We start from the raw sequence: 20068 nt of genomic DNA on the forward strand, positions 1-20068 counted from the left end.
GTCAGCGGCAGCTGCCGGGGTAGCGGGCGAGGAAGTCCAGCAGTGCGCCGTTGAACGCGGCGGGGTGGCTGAGGGGGATGCCGTGGGGTCCGCCGCGGATGACGTGCATCTCGCTGTGGGCGACGGCGTCGTACGTGCGCTTCGCGGAGCCGTCGCAGGGGACCGTCCGGTCGCCGTCCCCGTGCAGGATGAGGGTGGGCACGGTGATCTGCTCGAGGTCCTTGCGGAAGTCGGTGCGGCCGAAGGCGTCCATGGTCGCCAGCGCGGCCGGTCTGGTCGCCTGATGGCACATCGCCAGCGCATCGGCCAGCTGCTGCTCGGTGACCTGGAGCCCGTCGGCCGTGGAGAAGACCTCGCGCAGGAACGAGTCGTAGAAGCCGGGCGGATCCAGCGCGAGGTCCTTGGCCATCCCGGCGGCCTGCGCCGGGGGCAGCGGCCCGTCGGGATTGCCGGGGGTGCGCAGCATCATCGGCGTCACCGCGGAGGCCAGCACGATGCTGCGCAGGCGGTCCTCGCCGTGCCGGCGGATGTAGCGGACCACCTCTCCCCCGCCCATGGAGAAACCCACCAGGCTGACCTCGCGCAGGTCGAGCTCCTCCAGGACCGCCGCCAGGTCGTCGGCGAGCGTGTCGTAGCCGTAGCCGGTGGCCGGCTTGCTGCTGCGCCCGGACCCGCGGCGGTCGTAGGCGATCACGCGGTAGCCGGCCCGCCGCAGGATGGGCACCTGACGGACCCAGGACGCCGAGGACAGCGGCCAGCCGTGCAGCAGCACCACGGGCCTGCCATGGTCCCCGGTGTCCTCCAGGTGCAGCGAGACCTCCCCGAACAGCCTCCCCGGGGTGGAGATCGTGCCGGCCATGGGAGTCCCTCCTTCAGCGCCCGCCACGGGGACTGTGACGACGACCACTATCCGGCGGCTCCGTCTCCATCGCAAGCACAGGATTCCGGCCCCCGGCGTTCGCCCAGGCCCGTCCGTCGCAACCCCGCTGACCGCTCGGTCTCGATCCGCGTCGGCGACCGCGCATCGCGCACGCGGCCATGCTTGGATGAGCCGCAGCATCCACCCCCGGCCGGGAGGTCACCATGGGACGCGAAGTCGGCTCGACCGAGTTCACGCGCAGTCAGCGCACCTTCTACCGGCGCGTCCTGCGCCGCAACCTCGACGTCTTCGAGTCCTTCCTGGACTCGGCGGAGTTCATCGACGAGGGCACCGTCGGCGTCGAGCTCGAGATGAACCTCGCCGACGCCGAGGACTTCAGCCCCGCGCTGCTCGCGGACACCGTGCTCGAGGAGCTCGGCGACGAGGACTTCGTCCACGAGGTGGGCCGGTTCAACGTCGAGACGAACCTGCCCGTCACCCACCCCGGCGGCCCGGGCCTGCGCGAGCTCGAAGAGGCGCTGTCCGCCCGCATCGAACGCGCGGACCGCACCGCGACCGCCCACGGCGCGCGCATCGTGCCGATCGGGCACCTGCCCACGATCACCGAGGATCTGTTCGCCGACGACTCCTGGCGCGCCCCCGGGGCCCGGTACGAGGTGCTCGAGGCGAGCGTCATGGAGGCGCGCGGCGAGGAGATCCAGCTGCGCATCGAGGGCGAGGGCAAGGGGCTGGACGCCACCTTCGACTCCGTCGGCCCCGAGGCGGCGTGCACCTCCCTGCAGCTGCACCTGCAGATCCCGCCGGAGGATTTCGCCGACGCCTGGAACGCGGCCCAGGCCGTGGCCGGCCCGCAGGTGGCGCTGGCGGCGAACTCGCCGTTCCTGATGGGCAAGCGGCTGTGGCACGAGACCCGCATCCCGGTGTTCATGCAGTCGATGGACACGCGCCCGCCGGAGTACGCGGACCAGGGCGTGCGCCCGCGCGTGTGGTTCGGCGAGCGCTGGATCACCTCGATGTTCGACCTGTTCGAGGAGAACGTGCGCCTGTTCCCGGCGCTGATCCCGGAATCGCGCGACATGGCCGACGAACCGCTGCTGACCGAGGGCTCCTCGCCGCGCCTGCACGAGCTGATGCTGCACAACAGCACGGTGTGGCGCTGGAACCGCCCCATCTACGACCCCGGCACGGACGTCCCCCACCTGCGGCTGGAGAACCGCATCCTGCCGGCGGGGCCGACGGCCGCGGACATGGCCGCCAACGCCGCCTTCTTCTACGGGCTCATGCACGCTCTCGTCCACGAGCGCCGGCCGCTGTGGTCGCGGATGAGCTTCGAGCAGGCCGACGAGACCTTCCAGCAGTGCGCCCGCTGGGGTCTGGAGGCGCGCGTGCGCTGGCCCAAGGTGGGCCGGGTCCGGGTCGCCGATCTGCTGCAGGAGCACCTGATCCCCCAGGCCATGGACGGGCTGCGGGACCTCGGGGCCGACGGGGACGTGGTCGACCACTACGGCGAGCTGCTCGCCGCGCGCGCCCGCACCGGCCGCAACGGCGCCCGCTGGCAGATCGACACCGTCACCTCGCTCGAGGTGCGCGGAGCGAGCCGCCCCGAGGCGCTCTCGGAGATGACGCGCCTGTACCGAAAGGCCGTGGAGACCGGGGAGCCGGTGCACGCCTGGCCGGTGCCGGCGCGGCAGCGGACCTGAGCCGGGCCTCCGCCGGGGGCACGCGACCACCTGACGTCCACATCTCAGGATGACGTCTCACTGGGCGGTACATTGCCTCGCATGAGTACCAAGATCCCTAACTCTCCCCCCGCGGACGCCGCCCGCACGTCCGAGGACCGCTCCGCACGCCTCGCGGTCACCGTCTTCCCCGCACTCGTCATCCTCGCCGCGCTGTTCGCGTTCTTCGTGCCCGCCGCAGGACAGGCGATCGCGCCGCTGATCAGCCTGTTCCTGGGCATCATCATGTTCGCGATGGGGCTGACCCTCACGATCCCCGACTTCACGCTGGTCGCCCGGCGGCCGCTGCCCATCCTGATCGGCATCCTCGCCCAGTTCGTGATCATGCCGCTGGTGGGGCTGGGGATCGCGCTGCTGCTGCAGCTGCCGCCCGAGCTCGCCGTCGGCGTCATCCTGGTCGGCTGCGCACCGGGCGGGACCAGCTCGAACGTCATCGCCTACCTCTCCAAGGCGGACACCGCCCTGTCGGTCACGATGACCTCGATCTCCACGCTGCTCGCGCCGGTCTTCACCCCACTGCTGACGCTGTGGCTGGCCGGCTCGTACCTGCCGGTCGCCGCGGGGGACATGGCGCTGTCCATCGTCCAGATCGTGCTGATCCCCGTCGTCGCCGGCGTCGTGATCCGGCTGCTGCTGAGCCGCCTGGTGGACCGTGTGCTGCCGGCGCTGCCGTGGGTGAGCGTCGCCGGCATCTCCGTCGTCGTCCTCGCCGTGGTCAGCGGCAGCACGGAGACCATCGTCTCCGCGGGCGCGCTGGTGCTGCTGGCCGTCGTGCTGCACAACGCCGTCGGCTACCTCGCCGGGTACTGGCTGGCCCGCGCCCTGAAGCAGGGAGAGCGCGCCGCCCGCACCACCTCCATCGAGGTCGGGATGCAGAACTCCGGACTGGCCGCAACGCTCGCCGCGAGCGCCTTCAGCCCGGCCGCGGCCCTGCCCGGCGCGGTGTTCTCGATCTGGCACAACCTCTCGGGCGCGCTGCTGGCGGTCTACTACCGTCGCAGCGCCGAGAGGAAGGCCCCGGCCACGGAGCGCTGACCCCTCCCCGAGCACACGTTCGCCCCCGCTCCGGTCTCGAACCGGGGCGGGGGCGAACAGCGTTATGGGCTCAGCGACCCTCGGGCCGGCCGTGCTCGGGCAGCTCGGCCCGGCCGCTGCCGGTGCGGGCCGGCAGGGTGGCGGGGCCGTCGACCGGCTCGACGTCCTCGCCGTTGCCGTCCTCCTCGTAGGGATCGCGCATGACCGGGGCCTCGCCCATCGCCTCGGGCTCGACCACCATCTCGTCGGTGTCGTAGTCGTCGTCGTCCTCGCGACGCTCGTACTCCTCCGGCGGCAGCACCTGCTTCCATTCACGGGTGCGCATCCGCGGCAGCTCGCCGGCGTCCTCCTGCAGCGCTCGGTACAGGGCGTACATCTGGAAGTAGCCCATGACGAAGAACGGCAGGCCGACGAGGATGATCGTGGACTGCAGGGCCTCCAGGCCCCCGGTGCCGGAGAAGACCAGCAGCGTCGCGGTGACCAGGCCGATCGCCACGCCCCAGAAGATGCGCTGGCCGAGCGGGTTGTAGTCCTCGTGGCCGTTGGCCATCGAGTCCGTGATCAGTGCGGCGGAGTCCACCGAGGTCACGAAGAAGACGATCACCAGCACGATGGCGACGGCGGAGACGAAGGTCGCCAGCGGGTAGTGGCTGAGGAAGGAGAACAGCGCGCCGGGCACGTCGCCGTTGTCCACCACGGTCTCGACCAGGCCGCCGTCACCGTTGAGCTCGATGTTGAACGAGGAGAAGCCGAAGATCCCGAACCAGACGACCGAGAAGGCGGAGGGCACGGCGAGCACGCCGGAGACGAACTGGCGGATGGTGCGGCCCTTGGAGATGCGGGCGATGAAGATGCCCACGAACGGCGACCAGGTGATGGTCCACGCCCAGTAGAAGACCGTCCAGGTGTTCTGCCAGCCGGTGTTGGCGAAGGTGTCGTTCCACAGGGCCAGCTCGGGCAGGGCGACGAGGTAGTTGCCGAACGACTCGATGGTCCCCTTGAGCACGAACAGGGTCGCGCCGCCGGCGAACAGCACGAAGATCAGCAGCAGCACGGCGGTGACGATGTTGATGTTCGAGAGGATCTTGATGCCCCGGTCCAGGCCGAGGGAGACGGAGATGAGGGCCAGGCCGCTGACCACGCCGATGATGATCAGCTGCCAGCCGGCGTTCTCCGGCATCCCGAACAGCTGGTGCAGGCCGCCGTTGATCTGCAGGGTGCCCAGACCGATGGAGACGGCGATGCCGAACACGGTGCCGATGATCGCGACGATGTCGATGAGCTTGCCGATGGGGCCGTGGATGCCCTCGCCCAGGACGGGCTGGAAGATCGAGCTCACGCGCGGCGGCAGGTTGCGCTTGTGGATGAAGTACGCGAAGCACAGGGCCGGCAGCGTGAAGATCGTCCAGGTGTGCAGCGTGAAGTGGTAGTACGTGAAGTTCATGGCGTCACGGGCGGCCTCGACGGTGCCGCCCTCGATGCCGAGGTCCGAGGCGCGCGGCGGGTCGCCGAAGTGGCTGATCGGCTCCGCGACGCCCCAGAACATGAGGATCGAGCCGATGCCGGCGGCGAACAGCATCGCGAACCAGGCGCCTCCGGAGTGCTCCGGCGGCTCCTCGTCCGGGCCCAGCTTGACGCGGCCGAAGCGGCCCAGGGCGATGAAGATCAGGAACGCCAGGAAGACGCTCACACCGAGGATGTAGAACCAGCCGAGGTTCGTCATCAGCCAGGTCGACGCCGCCGACGTCGCGGCACCGAGTGGATCGGTGAAAAGGATGGTCCCGAGCACGAAGGCGATGATGATCGCCGCCGAGCTGAAGAAGATCACCGGCGATGTGCGCAGGTGCAGGGCGTCGTGCAATCGATTGAGCAATGCTCTCGACTCCTCATGGTCCCGACCTGCGGATCGATGTCGGGGACGTCTCGGTCCGCCCGGCGGGGCGTCGTCTCGATGGTGATGCGTGGCGACAGTCAACCACGCGTTCCGCGCACGGGTGCATATTTCCCCGCGACGACCCGCCCCGATTCGGCCTGCGGCGCCTCCCGGTGGGGACTCCTCCCCATGGCCCCGGCCGTGCCGACCGGATACCGTGAGTCCGAGTCGCCCGATTCCTCACGCCCCACACCGGAGGTCCCCCGTTGAGCAGCCCCTACGGCATGCCGAGCTCGCCGCCCGCCAAGAAGCGCACCCCGCTGTACATCGCACTCGGGTGCGGCTGCCTGCTGCTCGCGCTCGTGCTGATCGCCCTCGCCGGCGGCGGCTTCTGGCTGCTCCAGCGCGAGCCGACGGACGGGCCGACGGACGGGCCGACCACCGCCACCGAGCCGACCGACGAGCCCACGGATGAGCCCACCGAGGATCCGACGACCGAGCCGACGGAGGACCCGACCACCGAACCGTCGGAGGAGCCCAGCGCCGAGCCCACCGTCTCGCTGAGCGTCACGGACAGCGGGGAGGTGCCCGACATCCAGACCGACGCGGGAACCGAGGAACCGGTCAACGGCGTGTTCTTCGGGGTCACGGTCGAGATCGCCAATGAGGCCGACGAGGACCTCGACCTCAGCACCACCGACTTCACGCTCTACGACGACGCGGGCACCCCCAACTACGTCGCCGTGGGCAGCACGCCCGATGGCACCAACACGGTCCCCGCAGGCGGGAGCCTCGCGGTCACCTTGTACGCCGACGTCGCCGAGGGCACGGAGATCACCTCCGTCGGCTACACGGACTACGCCGCGACCGGCGGCGAGGAGATCGAGGTCGAGGTCTGACCGGACCGGCCGGGCGACCGGTCCGGGGCCTCAGGCTGCGGTGACCTTCGGGCGCGGTGTCGGCTTCGCCGGCGCACTGCGGATCGTCAGCGCCGCGAACAGGGCGACCGCCGCGGCGACCGCGAGCACCGTCGCGGCGACCACGAGCGGTTCGCTGCGCAGCAGCTGCGGGATCAGCCGGCTGGGCACCAGGGCCGCGAAGGCGAACGCGCCGAGGGTGCCCAGGTAGGAGCCGACCATGAACCCGCGGTGGGTGGGAACGTTGTGCAGGCGGATCGCGCCGATCGCCAGCACCAGGCAGATGAGCGTCCAGATCGACAGCCCGTGCAGCCACGAGAAGCCGTCGTCCATGATGCCGAAGCTCGAGACGCACACGACCACCATCGCGACCACCCAGGACGTGCCGAGCATGCGGTGGGCCCGGTCGCGGCGCCGCCGCAGGATCTGCAGCGGGCCGAGCAGGAGCACGTACAGGGCGGCGACGGCGTGCACGGCGATGACCGGGGTGAGAGTGTCCACGACGCTCACGATAGTGTGGCTATCCAACGCGGCGCCATCAAGATAGTCGGCGCTGTTCCCACTATCCATAGGCGGGCAGAGGAATGTTCCTGCAGGAGCTCGCGGCCGTGAGCGGCTGCAGCGCGGCGTCGATCAAGTACTACCGGCGCGAGGGCCTGCTGCCCGCCGGCGAGCGCGTGACCGCCACCCGGCAGGAGTACGGCCCCCGCCACCTCGAGCGTCTGCAGCTGATCCAGGTGCTCCGCGAGGTGGCCGATGCGCCCATCGCCCGCATCCGCCGGCTGACCGCGATGCTCGATGATCCCGACCGCCCGCTGCTCGATGCCCTCGAGGAGGCCCAGGCGATCGCACTCGGCGCCGCCCCGGAGGCGCTGGAGGCGGCGTCGCAGCGTCCCGAGCACCCGTCGGTGGCCGTCGTGCTGGAGCGTCTGGGCTGGCCGGATGTCGATTCGATCCCCCGGCGCGCCCTGGACGATCTGCTGCGCACCCTGGAGGGATGGGAGATGCCGACCGACGTGGATCTGCTGATGCGCTACGCCGAGCCGATGGCGCAGATCGCGCGGGAGGACGTGATCTCCATGCGCGGCGCGGAGGACGGCGAGGACGCCCCCTCCCACGACGTGGTGGTGCTGCGTGTGGTGGCCGGCACGATCGGCTTCGATCGGCTGGTCCGGCTGCTGCGCGCCCTCGGTCACGTCTCCCTGAGTGTGCAGGCCAGCGCCCCTCCCAGGGAATGAACAGCGCTGTTGCAGTGCATTTTCCAGGAGGGCGTGTGTACTCGTTCCCAACGCGTCACCGGAGGAACCCGCTGACTGAGGAGGAGGCGGATTCCGCTCGTCCGGGACGCGGGGGAAAGGGATGGCCCCGGCCCGTGGGGACGGGCCGGGGCACTTTCTTCTCGGGGATCCCTGCAGAGTCCTAGCGCCGCAGGTCGATCCCGAACACGCGCCGGATCTGGGCCACGGCGTGCCGCGTGAAGCGGCGGTCCGACGGGGTCGAGGCGAAGGGGACGAACAGGCCCGGATGATCCGGATGGCTCACCCGCCCGTGCCCCGCGCCGGGCGTGACCACGAATCCGGCCGCTTCCATCCGCCGCAGCAGCTCCCGCCGCGTGGTGGGGTGGCGCGTGCCCTTGCCGCCGCGCGCGCCGGGACCGGCGGCCTCCTCGGCGATGTCCAGGGCCGGCTCGTAGTCCTCGGGCCGCACCGAGAGCGCGTACCGGGCGCTGAACACGCCGATCACGGCGTTGTCGGCGCGCCGCACCTGGACCACCAGGTCCCCGCGCAGGAAGTGGTCGCTGGTGCCGGCGTCGGCCGTCCAGGCGTCCTCGGGGTCGGCGACCACGTGGACGATGCGTTCCGTGGTGATGTCCCGGATGCCGACGCTGCGGATGTCCTCCTCCGCGATCCGCAGCGGGCGCGGCAGCGGCCGCGGGTCCTCGGCCCGGAGGGTGTGGACGGCGTCCGGTGGCGTCGGGGCCTGGCGGGGCGGCTCGATGGTCCGGGACCTGCGGCGGGGCTCGGGGGCCCGGCGCGGTGCAGGGTCGCGGCGAGGCTCGGGGTCGCGGCGACCGGTGGCGGTGTAGTCGACGGGCCGCACCGTGCGGGCGGGGTCCTTCAGGCCGCGCAGCGCCTTCGGGGTCGGCGCCTTCGGGGTCGGCGGTTTCGGAGTCGGCGGCGTCGGGCGCGGCGGCCTCTTCTTCTGCCCCATGTCCGCTGCCCTCCTCTCCGGTGACCGTGTCGGGCGCCTGCCCCGGTCGGCGGCGCTTCCCACCCCCAGATGGTGGCATGCGCTGGGCGGTCCAGTAGCGTGGGCGCCGTCAGCCAGGATCGCTCCCCGGAGGTGCACGCGTGCCCACCAGCGCCACGTCGTCCCGTTCGTCCCGCGCCCGTCTCGCCGGGGCTCTGCTCGCCTTCTCGCTGTTCGCGGCGGGATGCAGCGGTGGGGAGGGCCCGGCACCCGAGGATCCTCCGGCGGCGTCCGACGGCGGCGGCTCCGCCTCCGATGGCGGTTCGGCGTCCGACGGTGGCTCCGAGGCCTCCGACGGCGGCGGGCAGACGGAAGCCGCCATCCCCGTCGAGGCCTACCCCGTCACCCCGGCCCCGGACGGCTTCGAGCCGCCCGCGGCCTGCAACGGCGAGGGCACCTACCTCGCAGAGGTCGGCACCGCCGCCACGCCCGAGCTGCCCGAGCGGGCCGGTGAATCCGTGACCATCGAGCTCACCGGGATCGAGGGGGACGACGCCCAGCTCACCGCGGCCGTCGGCGACGGCGAGCCGCGACCCGTCGAGGACATCACCCTCGGCGAGACCGTCACGATCGACCTGTGGACGATCGCGGTGACCAGCGTCTGCAGCGACACGGAGCAGGTCGAGTTCGACCTCATCGACTGACCGCCCACGTGACGCCCTCCCCGCACCGCTTCGACCTCCAGAGCATCGGCGCCGGCCTCCCGGTCACCGGGGCCCGTGCCGAGCTCGAGGCGGCCGCACGCACCGGGGCGATGGTCGTCACCGCCCCGCCGGGCACCGGCAAGACGACGCTGGTCCCGCCGCTGGTGGCGAACCTGTCCGGCGGCCTCACCCTGGTCACCCAGCCGCGGCGGGTCGCCGTGCGCGCCGCGGCCCGGCGGATCGCGTCGCTGGACGGCAGCGCACCGGGCGGACCCGTCGGCTTCACCGTGCGCGGCCAGCGGCAGGTGGGCGAGGCGACCCGGCTGGAGCTGCTGACCCCGGGGGTGCTGCTGCGGCGCCTGCTGGCCGAGCCCGAGCTGCCCGGGGTCGCCGCCGTCGTGCTCGACGAGGTCCACGAGCGCTCCCTGGAGACCGACCTGCTGCTGGGCATGCTCTCCGAGGCCCGGCAGCTGCGGGAGGATCTGCTGGTCGGCGCGATGTCCGCGACGCTCGACGCGCAGGCGGTGGCCGGGGTGCTCGACGGCGCCGCCGTGGTCGATGTCCCCAGCGCCCTGCACCCGCTCAGCGTGGAGTACGCCCCCTCCCCTGCGCCGCGGCTGGACGCGCGCGGCATCACCCGCGATTACCTCGATCATCTGGCCCGCACGGCTGTGAGGGCCCAGGCCGGTTCCGGGGCCGACGCGCTGGTGTTCGTCCCGGGCGCCCGCGAGGTCGACGAGCTGGTCTCGCGGCTCGAGGGGCTCATCGGCCGCGACGGCGGGGACGAGGTCGAGGTGCTGGCGCTGCACGGGCGGCTGCCGGCCGCCGCGCAGGACCGCGCCACCGGTGGCCGGCGCCCCGGCGAGCCGCCCCGGATCGTGGTCTCCACCTCGATCGCGGAGAGCTCCCTGACCGTGCCGGGGGTCCACCTGGTGGTCGATGCGGGCCTCTCGCGCGAGGTGCGCCGGGACCGGGGCCGGGACATGACGGGCCTGGTCACCGTCAGCGCCTCCCGCGCAGCCGCCGATCAGCGGGCCGGCCGCGCCGCCCGGCTCGGACCGGGACGCGCCGTGCGGGTCTTCGCCGAGTCGGACCTGGCCGGGATGCCCGCCCAGTCCCCGCCGGAGATCACCAGCACCGACCTCACCGACGCCGCCCTGTGGCTGGCCTGCTGGGGCACCCCGCGCGGCGAGGGCCTGCCGCTGCTGACTCCCCCGCCGCCCGCCGAGATCGCCGCCGCGGAGTCGACGCTGCACGCTCTCGGCCTGGTCGAGGACGACGGCCGCCCCACGGCACGAGGCCGACGGGTGGCGCGGCTGCCGATCGGGGTGCGCGAGGCGCGGGCACTGCTCGACGGTGCTCGTGCACTGCCCGGGCGGGACGCCGCCCGGCAGGCTGCCGAGATCGTCGCCGCGGTCTCCGACGACCACCGTCCCGTCGGCGCGGACCTCCCCCGTCTGCTGCAGGAACTGCGCTCCGGCCGCGCGCCCGGCGCCGATCGCTGGGCGCGGGAACGGGACCGGCTGGCCCGGATCGCCCGCGAGGCGCGCACCCCTGCGGCCGACGGCGAGCCGGTGCCCTCGTTCACGGGCGTCTCCCCCGCCGAGCAGACCGGCGCAGTGCTGGCCCTCGCCCTTCCCGAGCGCCTTGCCCGCCGGATCGCGGAGGGTTCTCGCTCGTACCTGCTGGCCCCCGGCACCCGCGCCGCACTGCCCGAGGGCAGCGGCCTGCTGGGAAGCGACTGGCTGGCGGTGTGGGAGGTCCAGCGGGCCGACGGTCGCGCGGCCGACGGGACCGGGGCCGTGATCCGCACCGCCGCCCCGCTGACCGAGGAGGATGCCCTCGCCGTCGGAGCGGACCTGCTGGTCACCGAGCGCTCCGCGACCCTGGACTCTGGTGCCGTCCGGGCCCGACGTCGGCGCCGGCTGGGCGCGATCGAGCTGGCCTCCACCCCGGTGACGGCTACGGCTGAGGACGCCGTCCCCGCTGTCCTGGACCACGTGCGCTCCAGAGGCCTGGAGGCGCTGGAGGCGTCGGAGTCCGCGGGGCGGCTGCGGGCACGGCTGGCGCTGGTGCGCCGCGAGCTGGGCGATCCGTGGCCCGCCATGGACGAGGGGTCGCTGCTGGCACGGCTGGAGACGTGGCTCGCGCCGCAGGTCTCCGCGCGCACCACCAGGCTCTCCGCTGTCGATGTCACCAGCGGCCTGCGGCTGCTGCTGCCGTGGCCGGAGGCCTCCGAGCTCGATGATCTGGCCCCCGAGCGCCTCGCCGTCCCGTCGGGCTCGGCCGCCCGGATCGAGTACCCGCCGCCCGAGGCCGAGAACGGCCGGCCCGTGGTCGCAGTGAAGCTGCAGGAGCTGTTCGGGCTGGCCGAGACCCCCCGCCTGGTGCGCGGGCGGGTGCCGGTGCTGTTCCATCTGCTCTCCCCGGCGCGCCGCCCGCTCGCGATCACCGATGACCTGCGCTCCTTCTGGGACGGCCCCTACCGGGAGGTGCGCAAGGAGATGCGCGGGCGCTACCCCAAGCATCCGTGGCCCGAGGATCCGTGGGAGGCCCCGGCCACGGCGCGCACCACGCGGCGCCGCTGAGTCCCGACCGACCGCTCGGCGCAGCGGACGCGCCCCTGAGCGCGTGCGTAGAGTCCCGGTGTCCGGTGAAGACCACCGGGGACCGAGAACCGCCCGCCTCTCGCGAGGCGCACGAGATGAGGAGGGTGCACGCATGAACAGGACACTGGAAGCGATCGCGCTGGTCTGCACGCTGAAGCCGTCCCCGAGCGATTCCAGCAGCGACGTGATGGCCAAGCATGTGCTCGACGAGCTCGGCACCCATGGCGTCACGGGGGACGCCGTGCGCGTGGTCGACTACGACGTCCGTCCCGGCGTCCAGGCCGACATGGGTGAGGGCGATCAGTGGCCGCAGATCCTCGAGCGCATCAAGGCCGCCGACATCCTGGTGCTCTCGACCCCGACGTGGCTGGGCCACATGTCCAGCGTCGCCCAGCGGGTGCTCGAACGGCTCGACGCGGAGCTGTCCGACCTCGACGAGCAGCAGCGGCCGCGGATGTTCGGGAAGGTGGCCGTGACCGCCGTGGTGGGCAACGAGGACGGGGCCCACAAGATCATCGCCGATACGTTCCAGGCCCTGAACGACATCGGCTTCACCATCCCCGCGCAGGGCGGGACGTACTGGAACGGCGAGGCCATGACCCCGGGCGACTACAAGGACCTCGAGAAGGTCCCCGATGCGGTCGCCTCGACCAACAGCACGCTGGCCGCCAACGCGGCCCACCTCGCCCAGCTGCTCAGCGAGAGGCAGTACCCCGGCAGCCGGTCGTGACGCGAGCCCGCGTCGCGGCCCGCCCGAGGCGTCTCAGGTGATCACCGTCGTGGTCGCCGCGGTGGTCGCGATCATCACCGCGGTCATGTCGTCCATGGCGCGCTTCACCGCTCGCGCCGCCGGGTGATCGACCGCCAGGCCCTGGATCGCGCGATCGAGGTCGCGACGGGACATGCCCGCGACGTCGTCCTTCAGGATCCGGTGGGCGATGCCCAGGGCGCGCAGCAGCTCGAGCAGGATCGCGTCCTGCAGGCTGGCCTTCGAGGGGTCGGCCACGGCGGCGCCGAGCCGGGCGCGCAGTCCGGTCTCGAGGGTGTCGTCGTGCGCGGGCCAGGTGGTGGCGAACCAGCCGTCCTTGCGTCGCAGTGCGCCGGCGGCGACGAGCCCTTCGCCGGTGACCTCGGTGAGGTCCATCCACCGGTGCGAGATCACCGATCGCAGCCGGCCGGGTGCCAGCTCGGTGAGGGCGCCGAGGGCCTGGTCGATGACCGGGATCCCCGTGGAGCTGGTGTCCGTGACCTGCACACGCGGCTGCTTCTCCTCGCTGAGCTGGACCCTCTCGCGCAGCATCAGCTCGGCGACCGCCGCGGCGGCCACGGCCTCCTTCCGCGAGGAGGTCGCCTCCTGGCGGCCGGCGTCATCGGTGAGCAGGAGGAACAGTTCTCCGGGGATGGTGGTGGTCGTCATGGCCCCAGCCTCGCGGGCGGCGCCACCGTGACGGATCCGCCGAAAGTCGACGGCCGTGCCCGCCTTCGGCGGAGGCTCAGCACCGCCTGGCACCATGTCGGCCATGACCGCCACGACCACCGCAGCCCCGTCCGTCCTCAGCCCGTCGCGACTGTTCCGCATCGTCGCCGTCGCCGAAGCGGTGACGTGGGCTCTGCTGCTGGCGGGGATGTTCCTGAAGTACGTCGTGCGCAGCACGGAGCTGCTGGTGAGCATCGGCGGCGGCCTGCACGGCTTCGTCTTCCTCGCCTTCCTGCTGACCCTGGTGCTGGTCGCGGTCGATCAGCGCTGGCGGGTGGGGCAGGTCGTGCTCGGTGTCGTCTCGGCCATCATCCCCTTCGCCACCGTGCCCTTCGAGCTGTGGGCGGAGCGCCGCGGGCTGCTGGGGACCACGTGGCGCCTGCGCCAGGAGCCCGGCCGGTCCGCGCCGGCGAAGCTCATCTCGCTCGCCCTGCGCCGGCCGCTGCCGGCCGCCGTGATCGCGATCGCCGTGGTGGCGGTCGTGTTCGTCGTGCTGCTGATCGTGGGCCCGCCCGTCGGCTGAGCCGACCGGCGGAGCACGGCCGGCTCTCTATCGCAGCGGATCGATCCGCACCTCCTCGCCGCTGCGCAGGTGGAGCCGGTCGATGAACGGGACCGGCGTGCGCAGCGCCAGGCGCGGCAGCTGGGGCTGATCCGGCTCCGGCGGCAGCGCCTCACCGAAGCAGACCCCGCACTCCTGCACGGCCAGCGCTTGGGACCGCCGCGCCTCCCAGCTCACCTGGGCGCGCTGCGCGGCCTCGATCCACGGGCCGCCGTGGGGCCGGCACGGCTCGGCGTCATCGGTGCCCCGCAGAGGGCACCGGGGCGGCCTCGCCGTGACCAGCACGTCGATCGCCTCCAGGTGCGGCACCCGCGGATCGGCCCCGGTGGGGATCACGTCCAGGCCCGCCGGCCCGAGGCGGATCACGGCGGCCTGGCCGTGCTCGCGCGCCACGTTCAGCGCGACCTCAAGCGCCTGATCGGGGTGGGCGGCCAACAGGTCCTCGCGGGCGGCGACGGCCGGTTCGAACCATTCCCGGCCCGATCCCACGAGAGCGCCGTGCCCGGCCATGGCGCCGCGCTCGCGCAGCGCCGCGGCGACTGACGGGACGCGGTACCACCAGTGCTCCCGAGAGCTGCGCGCCGGCTTCTTGACCCCGGGCTCGCGACCGGGCACGCCCGGGCGGAGCTCGCCAGGCGACGTGCATCCGCTGAGATCTGCCACGATCATCCCCTCGCTCTGCTGCGTGGGCAGCACCGGGCCGAGCGCCGGGACCACGAGCCAGGTGTGCTCGAGCTCGAGCGGTGGCCTGGCCTGGAGGGCGGCGCGGACCTGCCCGGGATCCGGCGGGGTGGTCGGCTCGCGGCGGCGGAAGCCCTCGTCGGGCTCGGCCCGGGGTTCAGGGTCGGGGTCCTGGAACAGGCGCGGATCCGCGCAGGCGGTGATCGCGCCGACGCCGGGCAGGACCAGCTCGATCTGCTGGTCGCGCCAGGTCGCGGCGATGTCCGCGGGCTCATCCTGCGGGTGCGGGCGGTGGGAGCGGTGAGTGTCCATGCCGGTGCCTTCCGAGTCCGGCCCTGGCGGGCCTGCTTGCCGGAGGTGCGGGCGCACTCCGGCCGGGTCTTCCTCGACGGGCACCGGGTTCGGTTCCGGTTGCCGCGCGGCCTCTGCCGAGGAAGTCCGGCCGCGTCTCCTGACCTGCCCGTGAGGCTAGTCGCGGGGCCCGACAGTCCAGAGGCCCCGCCTCGTAGACTTCTGCGGTGCGGTGCCATCACTTCGACTCCGGCGAGTGCCGTTCGTGCACTCTGCTGGACCTCCCCCGCCCTCGGCAGATCGCCGAGGGCCGCGCGCGCGTCGAGGCCCTGCTGGCCCCGTATCTCGCATCGGGCGCCGCGTGGGACGAGCCGATCGTCGGCCCCGAGGCCGGGTTCCGGGCGCGCGGGAAGATGGCCGTGGGCGGCACGGCCCAGGACCCGGTCCTCTCCCTGCCCCGCGCGGCCGGTGGCGCCCCGGGCGCCGACCTCTGCGACTGCCCGCTGTATCCCGACGGGGTCGATGAGGTGCTGGAGGGGGTCAAGGCGCTGATCCGTCGGGCGCAGGTGCCGCCGTACGATGTGGCCCGACGCCGCGGCGAGATCAAGAACGTCCTGATCACCGCCTCCCCGGACGGTGAGCACCTGCTGCGCCTGGTGCTGCGCTCCGAACAGGCGCTGGGGCGGATCCGTGAGCACCTGCCGCGGCTGCTGGCGGCGCACCCGTCGATCGTCGCGGTCAGTGCGAACATCCATCCCGAGCACACCACGCGCGTCGAGGGCGAGCAGGAGATCCATCTCGCCGGGGCGTCCTCGATCGCCGTGCGCACCGGGGACGTCACGCTGCATGCGGCCCCGCAGTCCTTTCTGCAGACCAACACGGAGGTCGCCGGGCAGCTGTACCGCCAGGGCGCCGCCTGGATCGCCGAGATCGCCGGCGAGCACGATGCGGCCCCGCGGATCTGGGACCTGTACTGCGGGCTCGGCGGCTTCGCACTGCACGCCGCTCGCGCCGTGCCCCATGCCCGCGTCACCGGCGTCGAGGTCTCCGCGCGGGCCATCGACGGGGCTCGGGCCGCGGCGGAGGGCGCCGCGCTGCCGGTCGCCTTCCTCGCCGACGACGCCACCGCCTGGGCCCGGCGCGAGGCCGAGGGTCCCGCCGGCCCGCCCGACGTGGTCGTCGTCAATCCGCCCCGCCGCGGCATCGGCCCTGACCTCGCCGCCTGGCTGGAGGGATCGGGTGTGCGCGACGTCGTCTACTCCAGCTGCAATCCCGCCACCCTGGCCACCGACCTCTCCGCGATGAGTTCGCTGCGGATCGTCGCCGGGCGCTGGGTGGACATGTTTCCCCACACCGAGCACGCCGAGGTCATCGTGCGCCTGCGACGCACCACCTGACAGAGTGGACCTCGACGTCCCCCGACGAAGGAGCCCCCATGGCCACCCCCACCCCCCAGAGCCAGCTGACCGAGGTCACCCGCACGGTGATCCCCGCCCCGCACGGGCACGTCATCTCCCTCGCGCAGGACCTCCCCGCGCCGCCCGCCGAGGTGTGGGCCGCCCTCACCAGCGCCGATCGCCTCGCCCTCTGGTTCGGCCGGGCCGACGGGGAGTTGCAGGACGGCGGCCGCTTCGAGCTGCCGGACATGGAGACCCAGGGCACCGTCCTCAGCGCCGAGGAGCCCCACCGGCTCAAGCTGACCTGGGAGTTCGGTGGCTCCACGAGCGAGATGGAACTGCTGATCTCCGAGGCCGAGAGCGGCGGCTCCCGCTTCGAGCTGCGGCACACGGTGCCCGTCGACGCGCACTGGGGCACCTTCGGGCCCGCCGCCACGGGCTGCGGCTGGGACGGCGCGCTGTACGCCCTCGCCCTGCACCTCGAGAACCCCTCGACCGATCTGCTCACGGAGCTGGGCGGCTTCGCCGCCTCCGACGAGGGCGCGGACTTCACCCGAGCCACGGCCGATGCGTGGGCTGCCGCGCACGTCGCCTCCGGCGCGGACCGCAAGCCCGCCCGCAAGGCCGCCGTGCGCACCGCCGCGTTCTACCTGGGTGAGGAGCCGGACCTGTCGTGAGCTCGGTGAGCCTGCTGTCGCTCGGCGGCACCATCTTCATGTCGCAGGATGCGGCCGGGCTGGGCGCCGCCCCGGACGGATCCGCGGGAGCGTCGCTGACACCGTCGGTCATCGACGGCGTGGCCGTCACCCATCGGGAGATCACGAACGTCGGCTCCCCGTCGGTGCGCCCCGAGCACCTGCGCGACGTGCTCCGAAACGCCCGCGAGGCCGTCGATCACGGCGCGACGGGCGTGGTGGTCAGCCACGGCACCGACACCCTCGAGGAATCCGCGTTCCTGCTGAACCTCTACTGGGACCGGGACGCGCCGCTCGTGCTGACCGGCGCCATGCGACCCAGCAACGCCCCGGGGGCCGACGGGCCGGCGAACATCCGCGACGCCGTGCGCACCGCGGTTGCCCCGTCCGCACGAGGACTCGGCGTGCTGGCCGTCTTCGATGCCTCCGTGCACCTCGCCGAGCAGGTCACCAAGACGTCCTCCCGCTCGATCGACGCCTTCACCTCGGAGCCCTCGGGCCCGGTGGCGCTCGTGGGTGAGCATGACGTGCGCCTGCTGTACCGGCCGCTGGAGCGGTCGGCCGCGCGGCATGGCGAGCTGCCGGCCAAGCTGCCGAACGTGCCGATCCTGATGGGCGGCGTCGGCGAGGACTTCACGTTGCTGGACGCACTGCCTGCGGGAACGCTCGACGGGCTCGTCGTCGCCGGCGTCGGGATGGGCCACGTCGCGGCCGACGCGGTGCCGCGCCTGGCGGCACTGGTCGATGCCGGCACGCCCGTCGTGGTCGCGACCCGTATACCCAGTGGCGGCACCTCGGATCGGCACTACGACTACCCCGGCAGCGAGAAGGACCTGATCTCGCGCGGAGTGGTCATGGCCGGGGCGCTGTCGCCGCAGAAGGCTCGGTTGTTGTTGCAGGTGTTGCTCGCCGACGGAGCGCATAGCGACAAGTTTCAATCGACGTTCGCGAGGTACGCGCACTGAGACCGGAGTCGGGCTCGGCTACCCGTGGCGCCCCGCGAAGGATGGGTATGCCGCCACCTCGTGAGCAGTCCGGTGGCCGAGAATGTGGTTGCTCGGCCCGTTGTCGCATTATCGTGACGAATGCCGCGTAGGGGAAATACTAGTTGCGGCACTGCGTGTTCATCAACCGGTCGCACGCCAGCATAAGAGTCACTACGAGGCGGCGTGCGGGCCACGCCACCGGGACGGCATTCCCAACGGCGAGCATGTCTCCAGTCAAGGCATCGTGATGGACAAGGACTGGCGCAGGCACCCGGCACGTGCCGGACAGACCCGCCAACGACACTCTGCAGGGGTTGGACACTTCAAGAGTCTCGACGGGCATCTGCTACGACCCCAACACTGCCAGCCAGCCTCGGGGCGGCCGCCACAAGCGCTCAAAACATTCGTAGTCGTGCGATGCAACAAGGATGCGGTGTGTCGAGGGCGCCTGCACGCCCTTCGCTGGCATGATTGGCGATAATGTGTCGTGACTGAGTAGCGAACTGTGCATCTCGACAGGTGTGCCGCTCCTCCACACTGAGAGGAAAAGAGATGGCTCCACGAGCGTTCATCAGTTTCGAGATGGAAGATCGCTGGGCCCGCGACTTCTTAGTTCGGCACGCAAAAGACAGGCGGAATGACATCCAATTTGTCGACTATTCCGTTCAAGACCCTTGGGATAGCTCATGGAAAACAAAGTGTCGCGAACGAATGGGGCTCACTAAGGGGACTATCGTTCTAATCGGCCCAACAACCCATAGGTCGGATGCTGTCCTCTGGGAGATTGCAGAAACCTCCCGCCAGGGCCATTATATTTTCGGGATCCAGATTAGCTCCGAGAACACATACCAGGTTCCTCGCGGCTTGCCAGCGGGGAACGTTGTCCGCTGGGACTTTGCTCAGATTACCAAGTGGCTGGCGACATGGACCTGAACTACCTCGACAACATCGCGCTGCAGATCCGGGCGAGAGTGCCGGCTTCCAACCTTCCCGATGACGACGTGCGGGGCCTGTTTCGCATTTACGCCGTCCTGCTGCTCGCCAAAGGGGTGGCAGTGGCGCCGGAAGACGTGCACAACGCGTGGGCGGCATGGATGATCGAGAAGGATTCGACACACGAGGCCATCGTGCCATTCTCTGCGCTGCCCAGGGACGTTGCCCTAGAGGACACCCTGTACGCTGAAGCGATTCGCATAGCCGCGGAGATGATGTCATGAACAATGACTCTCAAAGAATTGACAAAGCACTCTTCCCAAACGGACGACCCGCCTCCGAGGCGGATCTTGCGCTCACCCTCGAGTTGTATAAGCTCATGGTGAATAGCTCGGAGAGCTTAGTGGCACGAAGGCAGGGTGTCAACACATTCTTTCTCACCATTAACGGCGTGATTCTGACAGCCATGAGCCTCCTGATTGGAAATCAACCTAATGCGCATCTCCAGGCGGTCGGCCTGGCGGTGCTAACTATTACTGGGGCAATACTTGCCCTAGCTTGGCGAAGCCTCATCCGGTCCTTCGGCCAGCTTAATACCGGGAAGTTTGCCGTGATCAATAGGATCGAGCGGGTACTCCCAGCCTCGGTCTATTTCGCCGAGTGGCAGGCACTCGACCAAGGGCGCAATCCCAGAAAGTATAGAACGTTTACGTCGCGTGAGGTTTGGACGCCTTGGACCTTCTTTTCGGTCTACTGCATCTCTGCGCTTTGTTGCATTTTAGTGGCAAGTGGTTGCGTAACGTTGACATAGAGATGCTAGCGGTCACACAGTAGCTCTTCGTTGAAGAGCACCCCCGGATAAGGAGCCGCCCGAGTGGACACGACAATAGAGGTTGTCGGCGCGATCCTGCACCGAGATGAACAGATCTTCGCAGCTCGGCGAAATCCTGACCGAAGCGCTGGAGGGCTCTGGCCTGACTTGATGCACGGTGATGTCGCTGGCGAGCTATCAACCCGTTGACCTGGAGGTTTGTGGGTCGAGGTGGGTGATTCGGGATACTAACGGGGTGGCGTTCGTGCGGAAGGTGAGGACCGGGTC

General features: G+C 71.3%; 19 protein-coding genes and 1 riboswitch. Of the genes, 13 read left to right on the top strand and 6 right to left on the bottom strand.

The window, feature by feature from the left end; all coding sequences use genetic code 11:
* Window position 1: 1 nt before the first annotated feature.
* Window positions 2-859, bottom strand: coding sequence for an alpha/beta fold hydrolase (locus tag ACFQS2_RS00275; protein ID WP_377792315.1), 858 nt, complete (start codon window positions 857-859; stop codon window positions 2-4).
* A gap of 224 nt (window positions 860-1083) precedes the next feature.
* Here ACFQS2_RS00275 and ACFQS2_RS00280 point away from each other — a divergent pair, with 224 nt between their 5' ends.
* Window positions 1084-2580 carry a glutamate-cysteine ligase family protein gene (locus ACFQS2_RS00280; RefSeq protein WP_377792316.1) on the top strand — a complete coding sequence of 499 codons (1497 nt, stop codon included), beginning with the start codon at window positions 1084-1086 and terminating at the stop codon, window positions 2578-2580.
* Window positions 2581-2661: 81 nt separating this feature from the next.
* Window positions 2662-3654, top strand: coding sequence for a bile acid:sodium symporter family protein (locus ACFQS2_RS00285; protein WP_377792317.1), 993 nt, complete (start codon window positions 2662-2664; stop codon window positions 3652-3654).
* 70 nt (window positions 3655-3724) lie between these two features.
* Here ACFQS2_RS00285 and ACFQS2_RS00290 read toward each other — a convergent pair whose 3' ends face one another.
* Window positions 3725-5527, bottom strand: coding sequence for a BCCT family transporter (locus ACFQS2_RS00290; RefSeq protein WP_377792318.1), 1803 nt, complete (start codon window positions 5525-5527; stop codon window positions 3725-3727).
* A 266-nt stretch (window positions 5528-5793) separates the two neighbouring features.
* On the opposite strand from ACFQS2_RS00290, the gene ACFQS2_RS00295 reads away from it, so the two are divergent.
* Window positions 5794-6426, top strand: a complete 633-nt coding sequence (locus ACFQS2_RS00295; RefSeq protein WP_377792319.1) for a PT domain-containing protein — start codon at window positions 5794-5796, stop codon at window positions 6424-6426.
* Window positions 6427-6456: 30 nt separating this feature from the next.
* Here the strand turns inward: ACFQS2_RS00295 and ACFQS2_RS00300 are convergent, their stop codons facing one another.
* A complete protein-coding gene (locus ACFQS2_RS00300) occupies window positions 6457-6945 on the bottom strand; it encodes a DUF2306 domain-containing protein (protein ID WP_377018844.1) in 489 nt (162 codons plus the stop codon).
* Between the two features lie 107 nt (window positions 6946-7052).
* On the opposite strand from ACFQS2_RS00300, the gene ACFQS2_RS00305 reads away from it, so the two are divergent.
* Window positions 7053-7682, top strand: a complete 630-nt coding sequence (locus ACFQS2_RS00305) for a MerR family transcriptional regulator (RefSeq protein ID WP_377018843.1) — start codon at window positions 7053-7055, stop codon at window positions 7680-7682.
* Window positions 7683-7863: 181 nt separating this feature from the next.
* On the opposite strand, the gene ACFQS2_RS00310 is transcribed toward ACFQS2_RS00305, so the two are convergent.
* A complete protein-coding gene (locus ACFQS2_RS00310; RefSeq protein WP_377792320.1) occupies window positions 7864-8655 on the bottom strand; it encodes a type II toxin-antitoxin system HicA family toxin in 792 nt (263 codons plus the stop codon).
* Between the two features lie 140 nt (window positions 8656-8795).
* Between ACFQS2_RS00310 and ACFQS2_RS00315 the strand changes: the two genes are divergently transcribed.
* From ACFQS2_RS00315 to ACFQS2_RS00325, 3 genes are all read left to right on the top strand, one after another.
* Window positions 8796-9338 carry a hypothetical protein gene (locus tag ACFQS2_RS00315; RefSeq protein ID WP_377792321.1) on the top strand — a complete coding sequence of 181 codons (543 nt, stop codon included), beginning with the start codon at window positions 8796-8798 and terminating at the stop codon, window positions 9336-9338.
* An 8-nt stretch (window positions 9339-9346) separates the two neighbouring features.
* Window positions 9347-11926 (top strand): ATP-dependent helicase HrpB, encoded by a 2580-nt coding sequence (hrpB, locus tag ACFQS2_RS00320; protein WP_377792322.1) that lies wholly within the window; start codon window positions 9347-9349, stop codon window positions 11924-11926.
* A 133-nt stretch (window positions 11927-12059) separates the two neighbouring features.
* Window positions 12060-12677 (top strand): flavodoxin family protein, encoded by a 618-nt coding sequence (locus ACFQS2_RS00325; RefSeq protein WP_377792323.1) that lies wholly within the window; start codon window positions 12060-12062, stop codon window positions 12675-12677.
* Between the two features lie 33 nt (window positions 12678-12710).
* Here the strand turns inward: ACFQS2_RS00325 and ACFQS2_RS00330 are convergent, their stop codons facing one another.
* Entirely contained in the window at window positions 12711-13364 is a 654-nt protein-coding gene (locus ACFQS2_RS00330) for a GPP34 family phosphoprotein (protein WP_377792324.1), read from the bottom strand.
* Between the two features lie 103 nt (window positions 13365-13467).
* Between ACFQS2_RS00330 and ACFQS2_RS00335 the strand changes: the two genes are divergently transcribed.
* Window positions 13468-13947: a DUF3817 domain-containing protein gene (locus ACFQS2_RS00335; protein ID WP_377792325.1), complete on the top strand. Its 480-nt coding sequence runs from the start codon at window positions 13468-13470 to the stop codon at window positions 13945-13947.
* Between the two features lie 27 nt (window positions 13948-13974).
* On the opposite strand, the gene ACFQS2_RS00340 is transcribed toward ACFQS2_RS00335, so the two are convergent.
* A complete protein-coding gene (locus ACFQS2_RS00340; RefSeq protein WP_377792326.1) occupies window positions 13975-14979 on the bottom strand; it encodes a hypothetical protein in 1005 nt (334 codons plus the stop codon).
* Window positions 14980-15008: 29 nt separating this feature from the next.
* Window positions 15009-15124: riboswitch (SAM riboswitch) on the bottom strand.
* 61 nt (window positions 15125-15185) lie between these two features.
* On the opposite strand from ACFQS2_RS00340, the gene rlmC reads away from it, so the two are divergent.
* From rlmC to ACFQS2_RS00365, 5 genes are all read left to right on the top strand, one after another.
* Window positions 15186-16355 carry a 23S rRNA (uracil(747)-C(5))-methyltransferase RlmC gene (gene rlmC / locus ACFQS2_RS00345; RefSeq protein ID WP_377792327.1) on the top strand — a complete coding sequence of 390 codons (1170 nt, stop codon included), beginning with the start codon at window positions 15186-15188 and terminating at the stop codon, window positions 16353-16355.
* 38 nt (window positions 16356-16393) lie between these two features.
* Complete coding sequence (locus ACFQS2_RS00350) at window positions 16394-17032, top strand: SRPBCC domain-containing protein (protein ID WP_377792328.1); 639 nt, start codon at window positions 16394-16396, stop codon at window positions 17030-17032.
* The gene (locus tag ACFQS2_RS00355; protein WP_377792329.1) at window positions 17029-18015 is read left to right on the top strand and encodes an asparaginase; all 987 of its coding nucleotides are present in this window, start codon (window positions 17029-17031) and stop codon (window positions 18013-18015) included. The genes ACFQS2_RS00350 and ACFQS2_RS00355 overlap by 4 nt, the downstream gene beginning before the upstream one ends.
* Before the next feature lie 573 nt (window positions 18016-18588).
* Window positions 18589-18969, top strand: a complete 381-nt coding sequence (locus ACFQS2_RS00360) for a TIR domain-containing protein (RefSeq protein ID WP_377792330.1) — start codon at window positions 18589-18591, stop codon at window positions 18967-18969.
* Window positions 18960-19253, top strand: a complete 294-nt coding sequence (locus tag ACFQS2_RS00365) for a hypothetical protein (protein ID WP_377792331.1) — start codon at window positions 18960-18962, stop codon at window positions 19251-19253. Before ACFQS2_RS00360 ends, ACFQS2_RS00365 begins: the two co-directional genes overlap by 10 nt.
* The last annotated feature ends 815 nt before the right edge of the window (window positions 19254-20068 follow it).

Source organism: Brachybacterium sp. GCM10030267, assembly GCF_042666875.1.
GTDB lineage: Bacteria > Actinomycetota > Actinomycetes > Actinomycetales > Dermabacteraceae > Brachybacterium.